Here is a 22,535-nt window from a genome sequence, read left to right as displayed (position 1 = left end):
GGGGAGTCACCCTACAGCAGGGTGCTTGACCTCTCCAGTCATTGTGCCGATGGACAGCCGTTGAACTGGGTATACGTTAGTCATGACACCAGAGGAACAGAAGGTCACGGGAGAGGCCCTGCAGCGGGCACTGGTCGATCTGATCGGCCTTGCCCTGCAAAGCAAGCAGGCGCATTGGAACCTGACCGGCCCGCATTTCCGTTCGATCCACCTGCATCTCGACGAGGTCGTGGCTACCGCGCGTGAGCATACTGACACGCTCGCCGAGCGCGCGGTCGCGATCGGCGTCAACCCGGACGGCCGCGCCGCGACCGTGGCGCGCGACACGAGCGCCCCGTTCGGCGAGGGCCCGGTGCCCGACAGCGAGGTGATCACGCGCATGGTACAGCTGCTCGCCGAGATCGTCGGGCGGTTGCGCGAGGGCGTCAAGGAGACCGCCGAGGCCGACCCGGTCTCGCAGGACCTGCTGATCTCCGCGGAGCACGACCTACGCAAGCACCACTGGATGTTCGCGGCACAGGCCAAGTAGCGTCTCCAGCAACGCCTCCACCTGCGGCTGCGGGTGGCGGCGGCGCATTGTCACCGCGCCGATGTGTCGTTCGGGGCGCGGATGCTCCAAGGCCACCGCGTTTGCCGTTTTCTTTAAGGCGACGGATGGTACCAGGCAAATGCCCAGTCCAGCGTCCACAAGCGACTGTGCGAAGGAGTAATCCGTGCCGCTGCAGGCGACGTTGAGCTCGATGCCCGCCAGGGCCGCGTAGCGGTGAAGCAGGTCGGAGGTCTTCACGCAGCCGATGACCCAGCGCTCGTGCGCGAGGTCGGCCAGGCGCACCCGCTTGCGCTTGGACAGCCGGTGCCCCGGCGGCAGCACTATCCACATTGGATCGTCCATCAGATGGGTCCATTGCATGCCTGTTTTTTCAGCAGCGGTGGGCCTCGGATCGCTTCGCGACCGAGTCCCGCCGCGCAAGAGCACGGCTTCGCCTGAACGGAGTTTTTCCGGACTCGCGCCGGAGTCGCTGGAGTGGCGGTAGGCCAGCGCGATGTCGGCCTTGCCCTGCCGCACGAGCTGGATGCTCTCGTCGGGCTCGTGTTCGAGCACGGTCAGCTCGATCTCGGGGTGCTGCGCGGTGAACCGGCCGAGCGCGGCCGGGAGCAGATACTGCCCGCCGCTGGTGAACGTGGCGATGGTCAGGCGCCCGGTGTGGCCCCGGCTGAGCCGCTCGATCTGGGCCTGCGCGTGCAGCAGCTCCGCCGAGATGGTTTCGGCCGCCTCGACCAGCAGCCGGCCCGGCTCGGTGAGCACCACCCCGCGCGTGCTGCGGTCGACCACCGGCGTGCCGAGCGTGCGCTCCAGCGCGGCGATCTGTTGCGACACCGCCGACGGCGTGAACAACAGGGCCTGTGCCGCCTTGGAGAAGCTGCCGTGCCGGGCGACCTCGCTCAGCACGCGCAGCCGCTGCATGTCGATCATTAGCGCTCCTAACAGCCGGATAAGGTGATCACCACTTCTCCTAAAGACCGTAGCAGGGCACAGTGTGTGTCATGAGTCGTCGTGCCTGGCTGATGTTCGCCGCGGTCTCCGTGCTGTGGGGCTTCCCGTACCTGTTCATCAAGATCGCCGTGTTCGAGCTGTCCCCGCCGGTGATCGTGGTCGGGCGCACGGCCATCGCCGCGGCCATCCTGCTTCCGCTGGCCATCCGCAGCGGGGCGCTGCGGGCGCTGCGCGGGCGCGTGGGCACGGTGGTCGTGCTCTCGCTGACCCACATCTGCGGCCCGTTCCTGCTCATCACGTACGGCGAGGTATACATCAGCTCGTCGCTGACGGCCCTGCTGCTGGCGACCCAGCCGTTGATGATCGCCGCACTGGCGCTTCGGTTCGACGTGAGCGAGCGCATCACCCGGGGGCGGCTGGTGAGCCTGGGCATCGGCCTGACCGGCGTGGCGGCAGTCGTCGGGTTCGACCTGGGCAGTGACCACTTCGGACTGTTGGGCGCGGGCTACGTGCTGCTGGCCACGCTGGGCTACGCCGGCTCGACCCTCATCGTGAAGCGCAAGTTGGCCGGGGTCCCGTCATTGGGCCTGACCACCGCCACCGTCACGCTCACCACCTTGTTCCTCGCGCCGTTCGCCATCGCCACCGCGCCCACCCAGCTGCCCAGCCTCAAGGCCGTGTCGTCGGTGGTCATCCTCGGGGTGTTCAGCACGGCCGTCGCCCTGCTGCTGTTCTACCGCCTCATCGCGACCATCGGCGCGGGCCGGGCGGCACTGGTCAGCTACGTGAACCCGGCCGTCGCCGTGGTCCTCGGCGTGATCGTGCTGCACGAACCGCTCACCAGCACGACCCTGCTCGGCTTCGCGCTCATCCTGATCGGGTCGTTCCTTTCGACAACCAACCCCTGGCGTTCGAAAGCGGTTAAGATCGCGGACGTACCTTCCCCGGGTGAAGAAACTAGCCATAGTGATGACGCCGCTGCTGCTTCTCTTGCCGGCGAGCAGCGCGGCCGCGGCTGAGCCCGATTCCGCGGGGCGGGCCACGCTGACCGGGTTCGCCTCGCTGCCCGCGCTGACATTCGTGCCCGCGAGCGACCCGTCCGGCTCTGCGCTCGGCACGGCGCCGATCAACGGGGTCACTCCGCCGTTCGCGGACCAGCCGGTGCAGGGATTCAGCGGGATCGCCCGCAACCGGGACGGAAGCTTCGATGTGCTGTCGGACAACGGATACGGCGGCAAGGCCAACAGCGCCGACTTCGTGCTGCGCATCCATCGGGTGATTCCCGACTTCGGCTCGAAAACGGTCGACGTCGTGGGCGGGATCAACCTGACCGACCCGCGCGGGCTCGTGCCGTGGCCGCTGACCCGGCCCGACCGCGTGCTCACCGGGTCGGACTTCGACGTCGAGTCGATCGTCAAGACTGACGGCCTGGCGGGCGCGAGAGGAGGTCACGCGGGCCAGGAGCCGGCCGCGGCCATGGAACACGACGGCGGGTACTGGATCGGCGACGAGTTCGGCCCGTACCTGCTGCGCTTCGACCGGGCCGGACGGCTCGCGGCCGCGCCGATCCCGCTGCCGGACGTCTACGCTCCCGAGCGGGCCGCGATGCTGGGTGTGCCGGCGAACCTGGGGGGCAGCAGGGGGTTCGAGGGCATGGCGTCCTCGGTGGACGGTCGCTTCCTGTATCCGATGCTCGAAGGCACGGTGACCGGTGACCCCGCGGGATCGCTGCGGATCTACGAGCTCGACCGGCGCGCGCAGGCTTACACCGGTACCAGATGGAAATATCAGCTGGAAAGCACGGACCACGCCATCGGCGACTTCATCGCCATCGACCGGCACCGGTTTTTGGTGATCGAGCGGGACAACCTGCAGGGCGACGCGGCCGCGTTCAAGCGCATCTACCAGATCGACCTGCGCGACCGTGACCGTGACGGCAACGCCGACAAGACCCTCGTGGCCGACCTGCTCGACATCGCCGACCCGAAGCACCTGGCCGGGCCGGGTGACACGTTCCGGTTCCCGTTCCAGACCATCGAGGACGTCGTGATCCTGGACGACCGCACGCTGGGAGTGTTGAACGACAACAACTTCCCGTTCTCGTCCGGCCGCACGCCGGGGCAGCCGGACAACAACGAGTTCATCACCATCCGCCTGGCGCGCCCGCTGCGCTGAGCTGAGCGGCTCGGCTTGATCAACTGATTCTGCGCGACGGCCGGGGCCGGTCGAGCCTGGTCCGGGTGTCTTCGCGGAGCGCTACATCTCTGCTCCGGCTACTCGGGGCAGAGATGCAGCGCACGCAACAGCACACCCCGACACCTCAGCTCCGGCCACTCAGCGCAGAGATGCAGCGCACGCAACAGCACACCCCAACACCTCTGCTCCGGCCACTCAGGGCAGAGATGCAGCGCGCAACAAACACACCCCGGCCCCCGGGTAAGGGGTTTTCAGCGCCACGTCAGCACGGCATCAGCCGCGGCGGTCACCCTGCGGGGCATGAGTTCGGAAGTCTTCCGCTTCGTCACCGTCCGGCCTCCGCAGGAGGTCGATAGCCTGCAAGCGTCCAGCGACGCCTCCATCGACCTGGGGGCGTTCCCCACGTCCCTCACCAACACCCTGCGCGTGCTGCGCGGCGACGGCGGCCGGGAGGCCATGGTCGATGCCGCGTCGGCGTTCGCCGCCTCGGAATCCTTCGTGGATTCTCCGCGCCGCATCGACGAGCGCTATCTCGACTTCGCGGCGGCAGTGAAAGCGTTGCCGGAGCACCAGTTCTGGACCGGCGCAGGCCAGGCGTTCACCGCGAGCTTCAACACCAACCCGGCGGCATTCGTCGCCACCGAGGCCTTCATCGCGTTCTACGGCCGCGTCGGCGACAGCATCGTCTCCTCGATGATGCTTTCTTCGGTACCACCCAAGGTGCGCGCGCTGCTGACCGCGTCCGCGCGGCTGCTGTTCCTCATCCGCCGCCTGGCCGCAGCCGATCGCCTGTCCCGGGCAGGTTTCCAGTCCGCGCCGCTCGTGCTGCCGCACGGCATCTTCCCGCTGCCGCCCGCGAGCACCGGCGACCTGCGCGAGGCACGAGCCGCCGCCGCGGCCACCGCACGGGAGGCGCGTGAGGCGCAGGCCCGGCTCGCAGACGAGCTCACCGCGCACCGCCGAGCCGTCGACGAGCTGCTGGCCACGTTCAACAGCACCGGCCCGGCAGGCAACAGTGGGCTCATCTTCGCCCTGCCGGACAGCGCGCGGCTGACGGAGGCCACCAGGGGTGTGCTACGCGACCTGCGCCTCGCCGACGGCCCGATCGATGTGCCCAAAACCGTGGCGCTGCTGGAGAATCGCGCCGCGGAGCTCGCCCGCGGGCTGCACAGCGGCAACGGGCTGGCGCCCACGGGCACGCCCGGCCCGTGCCCTCCGGCCCCCGAGGTCGGCATCCCGGCGGACGCGGCGACCGTGCCCACCGGGCACGGCGACGCGCGGATTCTCGGCATCGCCGACCTGATGGTGCTGGAACAGGAACTGCTGCGCTACGAACTGGGCGAGATCGCGCACATCGAGAACGTCCTGAAGTCCGAAACCCGTACCAGAACCTTCAAGACCAGCACCACCACGGAGCAGACGGAGGTCACGGAGACCGAGGTGACCGAGGAGAAGGAGCGCGACCTCTCCTCCACCGAGCGGTTCGAATTGCAGACCGAGTCCCAGTCGGTCATCAGCAGCACCGCCAACAAGGAGGCCGGCCTGACGATCCACGCCTCATACGGCCCGTCGGTCGACGCCACCTCCAACTTCAACTTCTCCAGCGGCAGCTCGCGCCAGCGGTCCGACAGCGCGTCGGCCAGCTACGCCCGGGAGATCACCACGAAGGCGCGGGACCGGGTGCAGACCCGCACCCTGACCCGCCGCACCACGAGCGTCGTCAAGGTGATCGAGGAGACCAGCCAGCACGGGTTCGACAACAAGAACGGCAACAACGACATCATCGGCGTGTACCGATTCGTGGACAAGGTTTACCAGGCGCAGATCGTGAACTACGGCAAGCGGCTCATGCTGGAGTTCACCGTGCCCGAACCGGCGGCCTTCGTGCGCCACGCGCTGACCCGCCGTCCGACCGCCGGCGTCACGCTCGCCGAGCCGGACCCGCCCGGATACTGCCAGCCCGATGGCAAGACCTTCGTGCCACTCAAGGCCACCGATATCACGCGGGACAACTACCTTTACTGGGCAAGCAAATACGGCGCGTCCGATGTGGAGTCCCCGCCGCCGAGCGTCGTCATCGCCTCCGGCGCGAAGAAGTCGCCCGAACAACTGCCCAGCGCCGGGGATCGCCTCATCGCCACCGACCTGTTCGACGTGTCCATCGCGGACGGTTACCTCGCGCAGAGCGCGTTCATCAACATCTACGGCGAGACGCAGGCCGGCAAGCATCAGGTCATCGTGCAGATCCAGGATCAGCAGGGGACCTACATCGAACCGGACAACGACGGCGGCATCTTCCCGCTCAAGCTGCTGCCGACCTCGACCGTGACGGTGACCGTGAACTCGGTGGGCTTCCACAACTGGGAGGTGCTGGCGCTCGTGTTCTGCACGCTGTCGCTGGAGAAGTTCCAGGAGTGGCAGTTCAAGACGTTCACCTCGGTCATGAACGCCTACCGCGACGAAAAGAGCCGTTTCGACCAGGCGGTCGCCGAGGCGCGGCTGCAGGCCGACCGCGGGGTCGTCGGCGGGATCAACCCCGTGTTCAACCGGGAAATCGAGCAGACCGAGCTGAAGAAAGGCTGCGTCGCCCTGCTCACCGGGCAGCGCTTCGACCTGTTCGACGCCGTCGCGCGCAACGTGGCGCCGTTCGGGTACCCGGAAATCGACTTTGCCGAGGCGAAGGCCGAGGGCGCCTACATACAGGCATTCGAGCAGAGCTTCGAGTGGAACAACATGACCTACCTGTTCTACCCGTACTTCTGGGGCCGCAAGGACGACTGGCCCGAGCTGGCCACGCTCACCGACGACGACCCGCTGTTCCTGCGCTTCCTGCGGGCGGGCGCGGCCAGGGTGCAGGTGCCGGTGCGGCTCGGATTCGAGCAGGCGGTGCTGACCTACCTGTCCACGGGCGAGCTGTGGGGCGCGGACGGCGCGGTCATCAACGCGGACGCGGACTCGCCCGACCCGGTCCATCTGTCCATTGTGGACGAGTTGAAGAGCCAGCTGGGCAACAACAACGTCGAGGGCGTCGGCACGCTCAACGTCACGCGGCACAGCGTCAACGTCACCGGTAACGGCACGGCCTTCACCTCCGACGACGAGAACCGGCGCATCCGCATCGGCCTGAAGACCTACGTGATCCGCACCGTGCTCGACGAGCAGACCATCCGGCTGGCCACGAGCTACACCGGCGACACCGCGCAGCAGGTCGGCTACTCGTTGGGCGGCAAGCTGATCGGCGAGCCGTGGGAGGTGAAGCTGCCCACCAACCTGGTCAAGCTCGACAACACCCCGATCATCAGCTCCGCGCCGACGGTCGCAACCCCGGACGAGAGCTGATCGGCATGGCACAGGATCCGGAGCCCGGGCCCGCCCTCGCCGAGAGCACGGTCGCCTACGACCAGTTCCGGCTGGACGGCAACAACTACACCGACGACGGCCACGAGCCGTCGCCGGTGTGGGCGGCCTCGCAACGCCTGCGCGAGCTCGTGGAGCGGGCCGACCCGAAACCGGCCGGCCCCGACCGGGCGCTGCTTGCCACCGAGCTGCGCCGCCAGGTGCGCATTCTGGGGCTGCTCGAAGAGGTCACCAAGCTCACCGACGGCAGCGCGGGCGCCAAGGCAGACCGGCGGCTGAGCCTGTTCGTGCTGCTGTTCCCCGGAGAAGGGCGCGACAACACGGGCATCAAGGATCTCAACGACAAGGTGTTGCATTACAAGCTCACCAGTGAGTTCGTCGCGCTCCGGCAGGACGAGATCCGGGGCGTGTTCACGCGCCCCGGATCCGGCCCCGGATATGTGGTGGTGGGCCAGGACTACAAGACCGCGCTCATCGTCGCGCAGGGCAAGGGGCCCAAGGACTTCGCCGCCGACCTCGTGCGGCTGGACGCCAGGCTGCGCGTGCGGCTGCTGGAGGTGCTCAAGAAGGCCGAGGACGAGGCCACCCGGGCCAAGGACTCCAAACGCCTCGCGGAGATTCGCAAACTGCAGAAGGCGCTCAAGAACGAGAAGTACCGGTTCGACATCCTCTACGGCGCCAACTCCCTTGAGGCCCGCGGTAACCCGATCAGCGTGGTGCTCCAGCTGATCACTGAGGCGCTCAAGGGCGCGGGCATGGCGCGTCTCGCGGTCAAGGCCCAACAGGTCAAGACCAGACAGGCGCGTGCGTTGGGGCGGGGCAGGGGCGCCGACAAAGCGCCAAAGGGTCACGACCCGCGCGGGCGCGAGTACGACCTGAGCATCTTCCTGCGCACGGCCCAGGCGGCCGAGGACATCAAGGCGCTCATGACGCGCAAGCCCAACCGGGACGACCCACTGGACTACAACTCCATCTACGTCAACACGGTGTGGACCGTCGCGTTCCTGTTGATTCGTGGGGTGTTCATCGGCAACCCGGATGTGATCAGGGATGTGCGCAAGAAGGCCCTGGAGCGCCCGCCCGGCCTGCCCAACATGAAGTTCACCTTCCGGCAGCAGGTCGAGCTGCTGGAGATGTGGCTGGTCGCACTGAACGCGATCGACTTCGTCAAGGACTTCACGGCCGGCGAGGCGTTCGGCCAGGTGATGAACCGCTACCTGATCCTGTGCCACGTCGCGCTGCAGGAGCTGGAAAACCCGGCCGCCCCGCCCATCGACTGGCCCCGGCTGGCCAAGCTGCTGACGCGTGATGTGCGGCAGCGGCCGGAGCCGCTGGCCATCCTGGGCGCCGCGTCGGAGTTCGTCTTCTACTCCTACACATCCGACTTCGAGGATCAGATCGTCTTCGCCATGGACATCCGCGACCTGGGCGTGGACCTGATGGCCTACTACGAGGTCGCGACCCGGGAGATCGTGCAGCAGAAGCTGGGCGGCTTCGGGTTGCTGCGCCGCACGATCGAGTCCACCGACGTGATCGTGGAGCGCAAGCGCTTCACCGTTGACAGCGTCGTGGCCACGTTCAAGAAGTACCACGGCCGGCTCGCGCCGGACGCGAAGACCAAGGCGCACAAGGCCTTCGGCAGCCCCGTCCGCACGGCCGACACCATGCCCGACTTCGCCCGCAGTGTGCGGGTCATGCTCGGCGGCGACGAGGTGTTCGTGGCGGCCCACCCGCTGTACGCCGCACACGTGCACGAAATCATCCGCGACCTCGACAAGGCGGTGTTCGGCAAGGACATCCCGCTCAACATGCGGGTGGGCGTGGCGTTCTCCAGTGCCAAGCGCGCGATCGGCCGGGGATCGTCGCAGCGGCTGGAGAACCAGATCGCCCACGACCGGGCGATGAAGCTCGCGGGCGACGCGGGCGGCATGCTCAAACAGCTGGAGCGCACGCACCGGCGCATCGAGCTGCTCATCGACAAGCTGGAGCGCAACGACAAGAAGAAGCACCTCGCGCCGGGCTACCGCAAGCGGCTGGATGCCTTGCGCCTGCGCCAACTTTTCGCCCGGGTGCAGTTCATGCGGGCGCAGCGGCTGACCGACGCCACCCACGCGAAGCTGCGCCTCGCGCTCAAAACCGACAACCTCGCCGGGGCCCTGGGCACCGGCGTGTTCGACCTCGTGGACTTCAACGACGCCGAGGTGGACGCGGTCAAGCTCGCCAAGCAGGCCGAGGAGCTGGAGAAGGCGGTCCGCAAGGACGTCGGCTTCGACAACGTCCACGTCGATCCCCCGCCGGTGACGAAGATTCCGAAGTGGATCCAGAAGCTCATCGACAAGCTGCTCGGGGACGACGAAGAAGACGAGGAGGAGGACGAGGGCATCCTCACATGACGAGCGCGGCATACCCGAGTGAATGAACATTCACCACTCTTACGCGTGTCGGGTGACGGACAGACCGCTGTCGGCATCGTGTCAAGGGCGATACACCTTGGGCCGGGTGCGCCGTCTGCATTCCCCATCGCTGAAAGGGGATCTCTATGAGACGCCTTGTGCTTAGCATCTTCAGTGCCACCGTCATGTTCGTGGGTTTCGTCGCGGTCGCGGCCACACCCGCGGAGGCGGTCACGATCGAAGACCCTGCCGGCATCTGCACCCTGGAGTTCGACGAATCCTCGGGCGAGCTTGGGATCGACTGCCGCGTCAACCAGAACGTTGGCGGCATCGGTCACGTACGCTTCCACTGCGGCGGTTCGACTTTCGACCTCAGCGGGCCCGGCCCGGTGGAGGTGCTCAGCGGCCAGTGCAGGGTCACCCTGCTCACCGCCGCCGGCGAGGCCGGGGAGGACTGCCAGGGCACCATCTTCGCGGTCGACGATGACGACATCATCGTCGGTCAAGGCTCCTGCTCGGTCCGGCTGCGCATCGGCGACGCGGTCTTCGACGTGACGTGCGACGCGCACCCCGTGGCGAGCATCGACACCTCCGGATCGGTGCCCGGCATCGACGTCGCCGACCCGATCAAACTTTGCTCCGTCACCCCCGTCTAAACCGGTTTCACCGGGTCACTACGTCGACTGGCCGCGGCAGGATGTCGGGGTCGGCCGCGATCTGCGCCACCTGGCGTGGCGTGAGCATCACGGCCGTCCCCTCCCGCGCCACCACGGTGACGAAGCCGTCGATCAGGAAGCGGGTGGCCGCGGTGGTCGTCTCCCCCACCGTTACCCGGATCGGCTGGCCGTTGACGGTGGCCTCGTAGCACAGGTCCATCTCCCCCCACCGCGCGCCCACGATCTCGGCCCCGACCTCCGGGGCGCACAGGTCGTCGCCGTCGGCTACGGACCACTCGGTGTGCTGGAAGTACACGATCAGGGAACCCTCCTTGCCCTCCGAATAGAACAGCAGCCGCAGTGCCCGCCGCTGCCCGTCCGGCGAGACCACCGTCCAGCTCGGCGAGATCAGCGGTGCGGGAACGGCGCGCTCCACGGCATCGGCCGCCTGCCTGGAGTGCGATGCGACGGTCTCGGGCGGGGGCATCTGCGCCCACTGCGCGGGCTCGGCCACCGGCGGCGGCCCAGCGGAGGGAACCCACACCAGCGGCAGACTCACCGCACCCGCCACAAGCGTGCACAGCAGCACACGCAGCCGTGCCCGCCGGCGGGCCGAATGCCGTGCCAGGGCAAGCATTTGCGCGCTGGTCGCCCGTGCGGGAGCCGGGATCTCCAGCACCCGCTCGCAGAGCTGTTTGAACTCGTTCATCGGCGCACCTTCCCCGCTACGGGTGTCGTGTCGTCGAGCACCTCGCGCAGCCGTGCCAGGCCGCGCGAGGTCTGGCTCTTCACCGTGCCGGTCGAGCAGGCGAGGATCTCGGCCACCTGCTCGACCGGCAGATCCTCCCAGAACCGCAGCACGAGCACCGCCCGGTGCTGCGGGGAGAGCCGCAAGAGCGCTTCCCGCAACACCAGGCGATCATCCGGTACCGGGTCGTGGTGCACCCGGCTGTCCAATGTGGAGCTGTCCGGCTCGGTCGCGACCTCACGCCGGCGCGGCAGCCTGCGCTGGTCGAGGAACGTGCGCAGCAGCACCCGGCGGGCATACTGATCCATGACGTCGTGCCGCTCGATGCGTTGCCAGCGCTGGTACAGCTTCACGAAGGTGATCTGGGTCAGGTCCTCCGCGAGATGCCAGTCGCCGCACAGCAGGAACGCCGTCCTGCGCAGGCGGTCCCCGCGCGAGACGTAATACGCCACGAACTCGTCCTCATCCAATTCGGTAGGCCCGCATCATGGTCTGGTGGACGGTGTTTCCTTCGGTGTCAACGGAACTCGCCCGCAGCGACACGTATCCGGGTGTGCCCGGGTGCACCAGGTGGGCGACCCCCTGCTGGCCTTGTCTGGTGAGCGGGACCGCACGCCACGACGCACCGTCGTCATAGGACACGTCGACGGTCAGCGTGCGCACCGCACCCGCCTTGGAGCCCGGCTGCCGCTGCACCTCGAACGGGATGGCGAACGCCCGCCCGGCCGGCGCCGCGTTGTTCAAGTCGAGGTCGGGCAGGAACCGCACCGCGGACAACGGAAGCGGGCCGTACGACCGTCCTGAGCGGAACTCCCACACGCAACTGACGCCCGCCTGTTCCGCCGACAACCTGTAAAGAGCCGGTTTAGCCGGTACCCCGACCTGCACTGCCTGTTGGGCCGAGTCCACGATCCGCACCCCGTCGCGGTCCAGCGTCATCCGGAACTCCGCGTTCGACACGCCTGCCCAGTTCAGCTGGTCGTTGAGCACGGTCGGGTACAGCGTAAGGGTGTCGCCCCGGCGCGAGACCCCGAATGGCGCCAGGCCCGTGAAGCCGGGACCGAACACCGCCTGCCCACGCCTCTCGCTGTACTCGCGCCCGGCCCGGAACTGCACCGGCGGCCCGAACAGCGCCAGTGCCTGCTCGGACGCGTCATTGACCTGGTAGAACGTGCGCTGCCAGCGGACGCCGCCGTCGGTGTTGACGTACTCGGTGTGCGTTGACGGGATCGTGAAGAACGCGCCCGGGTCGATCGGGTTGTCCGCCTGCTTCAGCTCCTGCCACGTCGGGCCGAAGCGCAGCAGCGCCTCCCGTGTTTCCGCAGCGGCATGCGAGGCTCGCACGGTCGCGAGGTCGTGTTTGGACAGTCGCTTCGTCAGCCCGTCGAACAGGCGTCCCGGTTCGAGCCATGCCAGCTGCGCGACATACGACGCATCGGCGGGCTGGTACTGCGCGACGACGAGCGAGTCCACCGCCGGGTGGCGCTGCTGCCCCAGGCTGGCCGTGTAAAGCGGCCCGTCCGGCTCGCCCCACGCGAGGAAGCCGATGGCCCCGCCCGCCGCGTGCTGCACCACCGTGCTCGCGACCACGAAGTTGGGTTGTGCGTCGGCGAACGGGACGGTGATGGACACCGGGCGTCCACGCCGCGCGTCCACCTCGACCGTCCTATCCCGATCGGCCACGACCTCCGCCTGGAACAGCGCGGTCGCCGAGGCGTCCTCGTACACGTTGAAAATGCCCACATACGTGCCCTTGGGCAGGCGTGCCGTCTGCGAACCGCCGTACACCTCGATGAAGGCGTCGTTGGTCGTGTTGACCAGGAACAGCGCGGCGTCCTGCGCCGGCTGCCCGGCCCGGTCGGTGATCCGGAAGTCGATCGCGTAGCGCTCCGTGTCCTTGTCCACGGCGAACGGCGTGTTGATGGCGACGCCGCCTGTGTCCGTGGCGACGAGATGTCCACTGTAGACGGTGTCCGGGATGTCGATACGCGTGTCGGCCGTGAGGTTCACCGTGGCCGACCCGCCTGCGGGCACCGTCACCGAGTCCGCCGAGAGCGTGAACAGCCCGGCGGGCGCGCCGCCCGTCATTCGCAGTCCCAGCGTGACATCGGCCGGGCCCCGGTTGCGGTAGGTCACCGCCCGCGTGATGGGCACGTCGTCGGTGTGCGGCCACAGCTGCACGCCGAAGCTCAGGCTCGGCGTCTCGGCGATCACCTGCTGGCGTACCGCACGCGTCAGGTCCACCCGGCCGGCGCCCTGCCCGAACACGCCGATGCCGTCGCCGGCAACGGCCGAGCTCATGAGCGCCGCCTTCAGATCGGTCGGCCCCCAGGCCGGGTTCTGCTGGGCGAGAATCGCCGCCGCGCCCGCCGCGTGCGGCGCGGCCATGGACGTGCCGGACAGGCTCATATGCGACTGGCCGGGCTCACCGAGCCGGCCGTCGGCGCTGCGGGCCGCCACGATGTCCACGCCCGGCGCGGTGACATCCGGCTTGATCGCGCCGTCGCCGATGCGCGGGCCCCGGCTGGAAAAGTCGGCCAGCTCATCGGTTTTGGTCACCGCGCCGACGGTCAGGGCCGCGTCCGCGCTTCCCGGCGATCCGACGGTCGCGTCGCCGCCCGCGTTGCCCGCAGAGATCACGAACAGCACCCCTCGCTGCGCGGTGAGCTCGTTGACCAGCGCCTCGACCGGGTCGATGTCGGGCGTGTCCGTGCCGCCCAGGCTCATGTTGATGACCTTCGCTCCCTGGTCGACTGCCCATCGCATGCCCGCGAGGATCGCCGACTCCGGGCAGCCGAAGGCCATGCACACCTTGGCGGAAACCAGCTTCGCGCCCGGCGCGACACCACGGAACTCGCCCGTGCTCGCGATGGTGGCCGCGACGTGCGTGCCGTGCCCGACCAGGTCGCGGTCGTGCCCGTCGCCCACGAAGTCCTGCGCCGCGACCACCTTGCCGGCCAGGTCGGGGTGGTTCGCGTCCACCCCGGTGTCCACCACGCCCACGGTGATGCCCGTGCCGTCGTAGCCGGCCTGCCACGCCTGCGGGGCGCCGATCTGGGGCACGCTCTCCTTGAGCACGGGCTTGCGCATCCCGTCCAGCCACACCTTGCCCGACTTGGCCAGCTCGCGCCATTGCGAGGTCAGGCTCTGCTTGGCCGCGCGCATGGGCACGCCACCACCGACGATCAGCGGCAGCTCCTTGCGCCTGGCGTCGTCGTATCCGTACTCCAGCAGCGCGGCCACGTCGAACAGGCGCTTGTCGAGCCGGTTGGCGGCCAGCGGGGCGATCGCGTCGCGGGGCAGCACGAGCAGCCGGTTGCGCGATCGGTACGCGGAGAAGGTGATCCCCTTGCGACCGTCGATCCGCACGATCTTCAGGCCGCCCTCCCCGTCCGCGACCGTGACGCGATCTCCGGTGATCAGTGTGACGGTGTGTAAACGATCACCGGCGTCCGCGAAAATGGGTGCACCGGTGGGCGCGGCGGCGAGGGCCGGAGGCGGCTGGACCAGCGCTCCGGCCATCGCGGCGCACAGCAGTGCCTTCAGCACGCGTGTCATCGAGGGCTCCGTTCATCTATTGAAGCTTCCGGATGAGACACGCGCGGACCGGGCCGCCCGGTTCCCCGCAGGTCAGGGGGCTAGCTTGCGGCGCAGGCGGGCGCCGTCTGGGTGGTCGGGCTCGCGCACCTGCTCGACCAGTTCCAGCGCGCGCAGCCAGGTCTGCCGGGCGGCCGCGGGGTCACCCGTGGCGTGCAGGCTGTCGCCGAGCCGCTCGGAGGTCTCGGCCTCGCTCGAACGGTCTGCGCGTTCTTGGAACAGCGCGAGCGCTTCACGGTACCGGATAATGGCTTTGGGAAAGTCACGAAGATGGTGGTAAATGTAGCCGAGGCTGTCGAGAGTGAACGACTCGCCCTCCTGATTGCCGAGCGAGCGATGCAGACCCAACGCGCGATGGCAATGGTCGAGACCCGCCTGATAATCGGCCAACCGGCCGTGGCACCAGCCGATCGCATTGAGCGCGTAGGCGACCCCATAGTCGTAATCGGTGGCGCGATAGATTTCGAGCGCCTCGTGGGCGTGTTTGAGCGCCTGATCGCTGTCGCCCCGGCTGTCCAAAAGGCGCGCGAGACTGAGCAGTGAAAGGGCTTGCTCGGGAAGCCTTTGCGCCTCGGCGAAGCATTCGACCGCGCGGCGCACATGCGCGCACGCGTCGTCATGCCGGTCGAGCGCCGAATCGGCATAGGCGAGCCCGCGCAGTGCGTGCGCCAGCGCATAAGGATCGTCGAGTCTCTGCGCGGCGGCCACGGCGGCCGATTGGACGCTCGACTGCCATTGCCACAGCCCCTGATAGCTCAAATAGACCCGCATCGTCCAGGCCAGCTGCCACACCTGCTCGTGCAGTCCATTATCGAGAGCCCGTTTGGCAACCTCCACAAGCGTCTGCCGCTCGGCGTCAAACCAGCGCATTGCCGAGCGATAGTCGTCGAGCGCCTCCACCGTGACCCCGGGCGGCGCGGCTCCGAGCGGAATCGGGTGATCGGAGCCGAGCAGAATCGCGGCCCGATGCGCGGTGTGCAGATAGTGCGCGCACATTCTTTCCAGCGCACCGGATTGGTCCTCCACGCCTTGCTCGCCCGCATAGGCACGCAACAGATCATGCAGCGAATAGCGCCCCTCGGCCCGCTCGATGAGCAGGTTCGCCGCGACGAGTTCGGCGAGCAAAACCCTTGCCGCCCCGGCTGACATCCCCGCCATGCTCGCGGCGGCCGTCGCCGAGATTTCCGGTCCCGGATGATTTCCCAGGTACCCAAAGAGCCTCGCGGCATCCCGCCCGAGTGCACCGAACGACCACGAAAACACCGCGCGCACATTGGAGATCGGATCGCCGCCGTCGAGCAGATCGAGCGCGCTTTCCGCCTCCGCCATCTCACCAGCCAGGCTCGCCAGCGGCACCCGCGGAGAACTCGCGGCCCGCGCGGCCACGATGGCGAGCGCGAGCGGCAACCCGGCGCAGCGGGCGATCAGCGCGGCGGCGGCCTCCGGTTCGCGTGCCACCCGCTCCCGGCCCAGGCGGGCCACGAACAGGTGCTGCGCGTCCGGCTCGGCGAGCAGCTCCAAGCGCACACCGTCCTCACCGACAACCGCACGGCTGGTGATCAGCACGAGACAGCCGGTCTCATCCGCTCCGGGCAGCAGGGGTTGGATCTGGGCGGCGTCACGCGCGTTGTCGAGCAGGATGAGCACGCGCCGCCCGGCCACGGTCTTGCGGAACAGGCGCGCCTGAGCGTCCAATCCCGACGGGATACGCTGTGGCGCGACGCCGAACGCCTCCAGAAATCCGCGCAGCGGCTCGGACGGATCGGCCACCGCACCGGCCGGGCTGAACCCGCGCAGGTCGGCGTAGAGCCGGCCGTCGGGGAAACGGTGCGCCTGCCGCTGCGCCCAGTGCACGGCCAGCGTCGTCTTGCCCACACCGGCCGTGCCCGACAAGGCGATCCGGAACCGGCCGGACTCCAGTAACGCGTCCAATCGCGACAGTTCCACCTCCCGCCCGGCGAAGGCCGCGGTCGCGGGCGGCAGCTGCGCAGGCACCGGCACAAGCGGATCCTGTTGCGCCGCAAGCTCCCTGAGCCGCCGACCCGGCTCCTTGACTTTTTGGTACACCGCCCGCGCCTCACCCCGCCGGCCGTCCCGGTGCAGCGCGGTCATGAGCAGGCCCACCAGCCGCTCGTCGGTCGGATAACGGGCCGTGAGCCCGGTCAGCTCCGGGATCAGCTCGGCGTGCTCACCCAGCGCGAGCCGCGCCTCGGCCAACCCGTGGATCGCGATGCGCCGCAGGCGCTCCAGCCGCTCCACCTCACCGTCCACCCACGACAGTCCGGGCAGGTCGGCCAGCGGCCGGTCACGCCACAGCCCGAGCGCGGTCCGCAGCCGCCGCGCCCGCGCGGCCGGCTCCTCCCCCGCCGGTTCGCCGGCGATCAGCCGCTCGCACAGCGCAGCGTCCACCTCGGACGGTTCCAGATCGAGCACGTAACCTGGTGCGCGGGCCAGCAGCACATCACGCAGGCCCAGCTCGCGTCGCAGATAGGAAACGTGCGCCTGCAACGAGTTGCCCGCCGTGGCCGGAGCCGACCCGTCCCACACCATCTCGATCAGCCGCTCGCTGCTCACGGCCCGGCCCGGCTGCAGCGCGAGCGCCGCAAGCGCCGCACGACGGCGCACCCCCGGCACGCCTCGTGCCTCGCCTCGCACCATCACCTCGACCGGCCCGAGCAGCCGCACCCGCACGCGCCCACTGTAACCGCCATGGCCCCGGCCCTGCCATCAGGCACTTTCGCGCGCTACATCTCTGCTCCGAGTAGCCGGTGCAGAGATGTAGCGCGCGAACAAGCCCACGGCGGGAAGGCAAACCCCCGCTTGACAGGGGGTGGGATGGGGGTTGAGCATGGTCGATATCCCAATCCGGGCTGGGATGGACCGTTTCGCCACTCGTGATGGGATTTGTGATGCGCAGGGTTTGGACGAGGATCGCGGTCGCCGCGACGGTGTTGAGCATGGGTGCGTCAATGGGTGCGTCAATCGGTGCGTCGCCGGTTTCGGCCGCGCCCGTGTCGGTGGTCAGCGGGGCCGTGACGAACGATACGAGCGGCGCGGCGGTGCAGGCGCATGGCGGCGGCATCATCAAGGTGGGCCAGTACTACTACTGGTTCGGCGAGAATCGCAACTCCAACGGGACGTTCCGCTACGTGTCGGCGTATCGGTCGACCGACATGCGCACGTGGGAGTTCCGCAACCACGTGCTGACGCAATCGTCGGCGGCCGAGCTCAACGTGGCCAACATCGAGCGGCCGAAGGTCATCTACAACGCTGCCACCAACCGCTACGTGATGTGGATGCACAAGGAGAACGGCTCGGACTACGGCGAGGCGCGCGCAGCGGTCGCCGTCTCGTCCACTGTGGACGGCAACTACACCTATCTCGGCAGCTTCCGGCCCATGGGGCACATGTCGCGCGACATCACCGCGTTCGTGGACACCGACGGCACCGGATACATGATCTCGGCCGCCCGCGAGAACTACGACCTGCACGTGTACCGGCTGACGACCGACTTCACCAACGTCGCCGCACTCGTGCGGCAGTGGGTCGGCGACCACCGCGAGGCGCCCGGGATGTTCAAGCGCAACGGGGTGTACTTCATGCTCACCTCCGGAGCCACGAGCTGGAACCCCAACCAGCAGCGCTACGCGACCGCCACGAGCATCACCGGCCCGTGGAGCGCCTGGCAGAACGCCGGCAACTCCACGACATACGGTTCTCAAACCGCTTATGTGGTACCCGTTGCGGGCACGCAGGGCACGTCATACCTGTACCTGGGCGACCGCTGGGCGGGCGCGGTGAGCCGCCCGGTCAACGAGTCGCGCTATGTCTGGCTCCCGGTGCGCTTCCCGTCCAACACCACGATGGCTCTCGACTGGTACCCCCAAGTCTCCATAGACACGGCGACCGGCACCGTAACAGGCCAGGACGGGCCGCTGGCCAACCTCGTCGCCAGGCACAGCGGCAAGTGCGCCGACGTGGTCAACGGGTCCACGGGCGACGGCGCCGAGCTGGTGCAGTACACCTGCGGCACGGGCACCAACCAGCGCTTCACGGTGGTCGACTTCGGCGGCGGCTACGTGCAGCTGGTCGCCCGGCACAGCGGCAAGTGCCTGGACGTCGCCAACTGGTCCACAGCGGACGGCGCCAAGGTCAGCCAGTACACCTGCCACGTGGGCACCAATCAGCAGTTCCAGCTGCAGGACGCGGGCGGCGGTTACGTGCGCGTCGTGGCCCGGCACAGCGGCAAGTGCCTCGACGTGACCAGTTCCTCGACCGCCAACAGCGCACGCATCGTGCAGTACACGTGCAACGGCGGCACGAACCAGCAGTTCCAGCGTCGGGCCGCCTGAACCCCTGTGGTGCCATTCCGCTGACGCGCTGCACGGACAGCACGGGCTCGGTCGACGGCGACGCGGCACGGCGCCCACGACGGCGGCCCCTCCACCCTCGGGGGCCGCCGTCCTCGTTGTGCCCAAAGACTATGGTGCCCAAAGACTATGGCGCCCAGCGAGCTTATCGCGACCAGAGGCGGCGGTTGGCGAGGCTGGGCAGCTCCTGCCGGATGCGGGCCAGGCGCTCCAGGTCGAGCTCCGCGACGGTGACGCCGATGGTGTCGGGGGCCTGTGCGATGACCGTGCCCCACGGGTCGATCACCATGCTGCGCCCATAACATGTGCGGCCCGGGTCGTGGTCGCCGATCTGGCCCGCCGCCACGACGTAGCACTGGTTTTCGATGGCCCGCGCGCGCAGCAGGACCTCCCAGTGATCCTTGCCGGTGTGCAGCATGAACGCCGCCGGGACCACGATCACCTGTGCGCCGCCGTCGATCGCGAGCCGCCGGTAGAGCTCCGGGAAGCGCAGGTCGTAGCAGGTCGACAGTCCAATGTGGACGCCGTCGACGTCCGCGACGACCGTTTCGGCACCGGGGGCGATCGTGGCGGACTCCCGGTAGGACACCCGGCCCGGAATCTCGACGTCGTAGAGATGGATTTTCCGGTACGCCGAAACGAGCGCGCCCGTCCGGTCGAACAGCGGTGCCGTGTTGTGGCTGCGCTCCGATCCCGGGATGGACTCGTGGAACGAACCGGCGAGCACCCACATGCGCAGGTCCTGCGCGGCCTTGGCGAAAAACGTGGCGTATTCGCCGTCGAGCGGCTCGGAGGGCGCGGGCCCCGGGCCGAGATAGTCGGTGAACTCCGGCAGCACGGCCAGGTCCGCGCCCGCCGCGGCGGCGCGCTCCAGCAGCCCGCGCGCCTGTGCGAGGTTGGCCGCGCGATCGTCGCGCGCGTTGAGCTGGCAAACCGCTACTCTCATGAGCTGAATTTTGACAGCCGTCCAATGCCCTCGTCGAGCACCGCGTCGGACTTGCAGAACGCGAACCTCACGTAGCGCCGGCCCGCGTCGGCGTCGTCGAAGAACACCTGCGCGGGGATGGCCACGACGCCTGCCTTGTGCGCCAGGTCGTGGCACAGCTTCACGCCATCGTCATAGCCCAGCGACCGCGCGTCGATCTGCAGGAAGTAGGTGCCCTCGCACGGGTACACGCGCGCTCCCATGCCCACGAGCGCGGCCCCCAGGCGGTCGCGCCGCTGTTGCATGTCGTCGCGCAGGGCCGCGACCCAGCCCAGTTCCTCGTCGAGCCCGACGGCGACAGCGGCCTGCAGCGGCGTACCAGAGGCGAATGTCAAGAATTGTTTGGCGGTCCGGGTCGCGGACACGAGGTTGGCCGGGCCGCACGCCCACCCGATCTTCCACCCCGTCGCGCTGAACGTCTTGCCCGCCGACGAGATGGTCAGCGTGCGGTCGGCCATCCCGGGCAGTGTCGCGAGTGGAATGTGCGCAAGCCCGTCGTACACCAGGTATTCGTACACCTCGTCGGTCACCGCGATCAGGTCGTGCGCCACGCACAGCTCCGCGATCAGTGAAAGCTCCGCGCGGGTGAACACCTTGCCGGTCGGGTTGTGCGGGCTGTTGAGCAGGATCAGCTTGGTGCGCGGGGTGATCGCCGCGCGCAGCTCGTCCGGGTCGAACGCGAACGCCTCACCCTCGCCGCCCAGCTGCACCGGGCGGCGCACGGCACCGGCCATCGCGAGATTGGCCCGATAGCTGTCGTAGTACGGCTCGAAAACCACGACCTCGTCGCCCGGATCGCACAGCCCGATCAGGGCCGCCGCGACCGCCTCCGTCGCGCCCGCCGTGACCAGGATGTCGCCCGCGTCCTGACCGTATCGCTGCAGCCGCTGCCGCGCGATGGCCTCGCGCAGCTCGGGCAGCCCGTCCAGCGGCGGATACTGGTTGAGCCCGCTCGCGATCGCGCGCTGCGCGGCCGCCAGCATGGCCGGTGGGCCGTCCGTGTCGGGGAACCCCTGGCCGAGATTGACCGCGCCGGTCCGCCGGGCAAGCGCGGTCATCTCGGTGAAGATGGTGGTCCCGACGGCCCGAAGTTTGCGGCTCGTCATATCGCGTGAGGTGGGATCGGTCATGAGGGGATGGTATGTTGCCCAGCTATGCGCAAGCCCCTCTTGGCGTTGGCCGCGTGCGTGGCCGTGCTCACGGCCGCACCCGCCGTGGCGGCGCAGACCCCCGTCGCCGCGGAGCTGACCGATGAGTGCGGGCTCGTCCGCGTGACCTACCCCGCGGGAGTCACCGGCTCGTTCACGGTCACACGTGACGGCGAGGATGTCACGGCCGTCCCCAGCCCGCTTCCCGAGGGTGGGAACTTCGCGATCGTGGCCCAGGCGGGTCAGGCGATCTCGCTGGCCGGCTCCGTTTCCGGCTCGCACACGCACGCCACGCCGGCGGGCTGCGATGAGCCCAAGGTGAGCGTGGTGTCCTTCGAAGATCGCTGCCAGGATCACTCGGCCGTCACGTTCCGCAACAGTGGCACGGTCCCGGCGACCGGATACCAGATCGTCGGCAGGGGTGTTTCGACGCAGATTCCGGCCCTGCCGCCGGGCGACTCGACGCACGTGGCCCAGCACGCCTTCACCATCAACTGGACGAGTCCGCACGGGGCTGTCGGCACCCTTGCCAACCATGGGTATGTGACACCGGACGGCTGTGGTCCCAGCACACTGCAGCACGCCTTCGCCGACAGGTGCGGCAGGATCGAGTGGACGGTGACCAACAACGCCAGGGGCGCGCAGCGGGTGATCCTGGCCAAGGGCACCGAGGCCATTCGCAGCGATTGGGTCCCGGTGGGCGGGCCGCACACCTACTCGATCCCGGTCACGGAGGGGGACACGATCCGGGCCAACTACGCTCACGCCTCGGTGCCGCCGTTGGGCGAGCACACCTACGCGGCCCCGGCCAGTTGCGCCGCGGGCGGGCTGCCGATCACGGGATCGAAGACGCAATCGCTTGCGTGGCTTGGTGTGGCGCTCGTGATAGCCGGAATTGGGGTGTTTGCGTTCGCACGCCGCCGAACCATGGGGTAAGTTGTTTTCATGTTCTTTGTCGCGCCTGTCCGCCGCCTGGTGGCAGGCGTGGCGCGCTTTTTGGCCGTGCTGCGCGGCGCACCGCAGCCCGCGCCGGCCTTGACCGTCGAGAGCCTTTGCGCTGCAACGCTTCGCGTGCCGGCCGCGCTCGCTCCATTGTGGACTCCCGCCGTGCGGCGGGCCACCTCGCCGCTCAGTGAGCGTGCCCCACCCCTGAGATCCGGGCGCGTGCGATGCGACGCGCCGGGCTTGACCGCCTGACGGCGCCGTTGCATCGCTGATCCGCTCGGGCCCCTCCGTGCCTGCGGATCGACCGCGCCCGGCTTCCCGCGCATCGACCTAATCAACCGACGACTTCGAAGGTACCCCTCAAAAATGATTGTTGAATTGCTGCTTGCCGTTGGCATTTGGTGCGTTTTGATAGGTCTCGCCGCGTTGGCCGCGGTTGCGCTGCTGTCGCGCAACTGGGCCGGCCACACCACCCCGATCGACCCCCAACCGCTGCTCGCTCAGTCCCGTGAGCTGGGCCGTTACGCCGAGGAGGTGGGCGTCGCGGCGCAGCGGGCGGCGGCCATGGCCGGCCGCCGGCGGCAGGAGTGGCTCACCGCCCAGGCCGCCGCCGAGGCGGCATGGCGGGCGTTCGCCGACGCCGAT

At 68.7% G+C, this 22,535-nt stretch carries 16 protein-coding genes and 1 pseudogene; 10 read left to right on the top strand and 7 right to left on the bottom strand.

Annotated elements, in window-relative coordinates:
* Nucleotides 1–82: 82 nt before the first annotated feature.
* Nucleotides 83–529, top strand: coding sequence for a Dps family protein (locus tag DM816_RS05090; protein WP_117208890.1), 447 nt, complete (start codon nt 83–85; stop codon nt 527–529).
* Here DM816_RS05090 and DM816_RS05085 read toward each other — a convergent pair.
* Nucleotides 488–1,474, bottom strand: coding sequence for a LysR family transcriptional regulator (locus tag DM816_RS05085; protein WP_117208889.1), 987 nt, complete (start codon nt 1,472–1,474; stop codon nt 488–490). The two genes, DM816_RS05090 and DM816_RS05085, sit on opposite strands and share 42 nt — an antisense overlap.
* Before the next feature lie 71 nt (nt 1,475–1,545).
* Here DM816_RS05085 and DM816_RS05080 point away from each other — a divergent pair, with 71 nt between their 5' ends.
* The 5 genes from DM816_RS05080 (at nt 1,546) to DM816_RS05060 (ending at nt 10,097) form a co-directional block, all read left to right on the top strand.
* Complete coding sequence (locus DM816_RS05080; RefSeq protein ID WP_117208888.1) at nt 1,546–2,514, top strand: DMT family transporter; 969 nt, start codon at nt 1,546–1,548, stop codon at nt 2,512–2,514.
* Complete coding sequence (locus tag DM816_RS05075; protein WP_246001570.1) at nt 2,444–3,670, top strand: esterase-like activity of phytase family protein; 1,227 nt, start codon at nt 2,444–2,446, stop codon at nt 3,668–3,670. Before DM816_RS05080 ends, DM816_RS05075 begins: the two co-directional genes overlap by 71 nt.
* Nucleotides 3,671–3,991: 321 nt before the next feature.
* Nucleotides 3,992–7,030, top strand: a complete 3,039-nt coding sequence (locus DM816_RS05070; protein ID WP_117208886.1) for a hypothetical protein — start codon at nt 3,992–3,994, stop codon at nt 7,028–7,030.
* Between the two features lie 5 nt (nt 7,031–7,035).
* Nucleotides 7,036–9,441: a hypothetical protein gene (locus DM816_RS05065; RefSeq protein ID WP_117208885.1), complete on the top strand. Its 2,406-nt coding sequence runs from the start codon at nt 7,036–7,038 to the stop codon at nt 9,439–9,441.
* 146 nt (nt 9,442–9,587) lie between these two features.
* Nucleotides 9,588–10,097 (top strand): hypothetical protein, encoded by a 510-nt coding sequence (locus DM816_RS05060; protein WP_117208884.1) that lies wholly within the window; start codon nt 9,588–9,590, stop codon nt 10,095–10,097.
* Nucleotides 10,098–10,104: 7 nt separating this feature from the next.
* Here the strand turns inward: DM816_RS05060 and DM816_RS05055 are convergent, their stop codons facing one another.
* The 4 genes from DM816_RS05055 to DM816_RS05040 all read right to left on the bottom strand — a co-directional run bounded on the left by DM816_RS05055 (nt 10,105) and on the right by DM816_RS05040 (nt 17,133).
* On the bottom strand, nt 10,105–10,806 hold the full coding sequence (locus DM816_RS05055; RefSeq protein ID WP_117208883.1) for a hypothetical protein: 702 nt from the start codon (nt 10,804–10,806) through the stop codon (nt 10,105–10,107).
* A complete protein-coding gene (locus tag DM816_RS05050) occupies nt 10,803–11,315 on the bottom strand; it encodes a SigE family RNA polymerase sigma factor (RefSeq protein WP_117208882.1) in 513 nt (170 codons plus the stop codon). Before DM816_RS05050 ends, DM816_RS05055 begins: the two co-directional genes overlap by 4 nt.
* Nucleotides 11,308–14,403: a S8 family serine peptidase gene (locus tag DM816_RS05045; protein WP_117208881.1), complete on the bottom strand. Its 3,096-nt coding sequence runs from the start codon at nt 14,401–14,403 to the stop codon at nt 11,308–11,310. Before DM816_RS05045 ends, DM816_RS05050 begins: the two co-directional genes overlap by 8 nt.
* Nucleotides 14,404–14,475: 72 nt before the next feature.
* A complete protein-coding gene (locus tag DM816_RS05040; RefSeq protein ID WP_117208880.1) occupies nt 14,476–17,133 on the bottom strand; it encodes an AfsR/SARP family transcriptional regulator in 2,658 nt (885 codons plus the stop codon).
* A gap of 218 nt (nt 17,134–17,351) precedes the next feature.
* Here DM816_RS05040 and DM816_RS05035 point away from each other — a divergent pair, with 218 nt between their 5' ends.
* Nucleotides 17,352–18,794, top strand: a complete 1,443-nt coding sequence (locus DM816_RS05035; RefSeq protein ID WP_211588549.1) for an RICIN domain-containing protein — start codon at nt 17,352–17,354, stop codon at nt 18,792–18,794.
* Nucleotides 18,795–18,957: 163 nt separating this feature from the next.
* Here DM816_RS05035 and DM816_RS05030 read toward each other — a convergent pair whose 3' ends face one another.
* Both DM816_RS05030 and DM816_RS05025 read right to left on the bottom strand, forming a co-directional pair.
* Nucleotides 18,958–19,758, bottom strand: coding sequence for a carbon-nitrogen hydrolase family protein (locus tag DM816_RS05030; RefSeq protein WP_117208879.1), 801 nt, complete (start codon nt 19,756–19,758; stop codon nt 18,958–18,960).
* Nucleotides 19,755–20,927, bottom strand: coding sequence for a pyridoxal phosphate-dependent aminotransferase (locus DM816_RS05025; protein WP_117208878.1), 1,173 nt, complete (start codon nt 20,925–20,927; stop codon nt 19,755–19,757). The genes DM816_RS05030 and DM816_RS05025 overlap by 4 nt, the downstream gene beginning before the upstream one ends.
* A 24-nt stretch (nt 20,928–20,951) precedes the next feature.
* On the opposite strand from DM816_RS05025, the gene DM816_RS05020 reads away from it, so the two are divergent.
* The 3 genes and pseudogenes from DM816_RS05020 to DM816_RS05015 all read left to right on the top strand — a co-directional run.
* A complete protein-coding gene (locus DM816_RS05020; protein ID WP_117208877.1) occupies nt 20,952–21,881 on the top strand; it encodes an LPXTG cell wall anchor domain-containing protein in 930 nt (309 codons plus the stop codon).
* Nucleotides 21,882–21,890: 9 nt separating this feature from the next.
* Nucleotides 21,891–22,142, top strand: a complete 252-nt coding sequence (locus tag DM816_RS42210; RefSeq protein WP_162907126.1) for a hypothetical protein — start codon at nt 21,891–21,893, stop codon at nt 22,140–22,142.
* A gap of 114 nt (nt 22,143–22,256) precedes the next feature.
* A pseudogene (locus DM816_RS05015) lies at nt 22,257–22,535 on the top strand (hypothetical protein); the annotation flags it as partial.

The organism is Allorhizocola rhizosphaerae, from assembly GCF_003426775.1.
Lineage (GTDB): Bacteria > Actinomycetota > Actinomycetes > Mycobacteriales > Micromonosporaceae > Allorhizocola > Allorhizocola rhizosphaerae.
The sequence above is the reverse complement of the archived record's forward strand: the minus strand, read 5'-3'. Positions and strand labels throughout refer to the sequence as shown.

Coding starts and splice junctions, on each gene's coding strand:
- DM816_RS05090 (WP_117208890.1), top strand. CDS start 83: ATGACACCAGAGGAACAGAAGGTCACGGGAGAGGCCCTGCAGCGGGCA.
- DM816_RS05085 (WP_117208889.1), bottom strand. CDS start 1,474: ATGATCGACATGCAGCGGCTGCGCGTGCTGAGCGAGGTCGCCCGGCAC.
- DM816_RS05080 (WP_117208888.1), top strand. CDS start 1,546: ATGAGTCGTCGTGCCTGGCTGATGTTCGCCGCGGTCTCCGTGCTGTGG.
- DM816_RS05070 (WP_117208886.1), top strand. CDS start 3,992: ATGAGTTCGGAAGTCTTCCGCTTCGTCACCGTCCGGCCTCCGCAGGAG.
- DM816_RS05065 (WP_117208885.1), top strand. CDS start 7,036: ATGGCACAGGATCCGGAGCCCGGGCCCGCCCTCGCCGAGAGCACGGTC.
- DM816_RS05060 (WP_117208884.1), top strand. CDS start 9,588: ATGAGACGCCTTGTGCTTAGCATCTTCAGTGCCACCGTCATGTTCGTG.
- DM816_RS05055 (WP_117208883.1), bottom strand. CDS start 10,806: ATGAACGAGTTCAAACAGCTCTGCGAGCGGGTGCTGGAGATCCCGGCT.
- DM816_RS05045 (WP_117208881.1), bottom strand. CDS start 14,403: ATGACACGCGTGCTGAAGGCACTGCTGTGCGCCGCGATGGCCGGAGCG.
- DM816_RS05035 (WP_211588549.1), top strand. CDS start 17,352: ATGCGCAGGGTTTGGACGAGGATCGCGGTCGCCGCGACGGTGTTGAGC.
- DM816_RS05030 (WP_117208879.1), bottom strand. CDS start 19,758: ATGAGAGTAGCGGTTTGCCAGCTCAACGCGCGCGACGATCGCGCGGCC.
- DM816_RS05025 (WP_117208878.1), bottom strand. CDS start 20,927: ATGACCGATCCCACCTCACGCGATATGACGAGCCGCAAACTTCGGGCC.
- DM816_RS05020 (WP_117208877.1), top strand. CDS start 20,952: ATGCGCAAGCCCCTCTTGGCGTTGGCCGCGTGCGTGGCCGTGCTCACG.
- DM816_RS42210 (WP_162907126.1), top strand. CDS start 21,891: ATGTTCTTTGTCGCGCCTGTCCGCCGCCTGGTGGCAGGCGTGGCGCGC.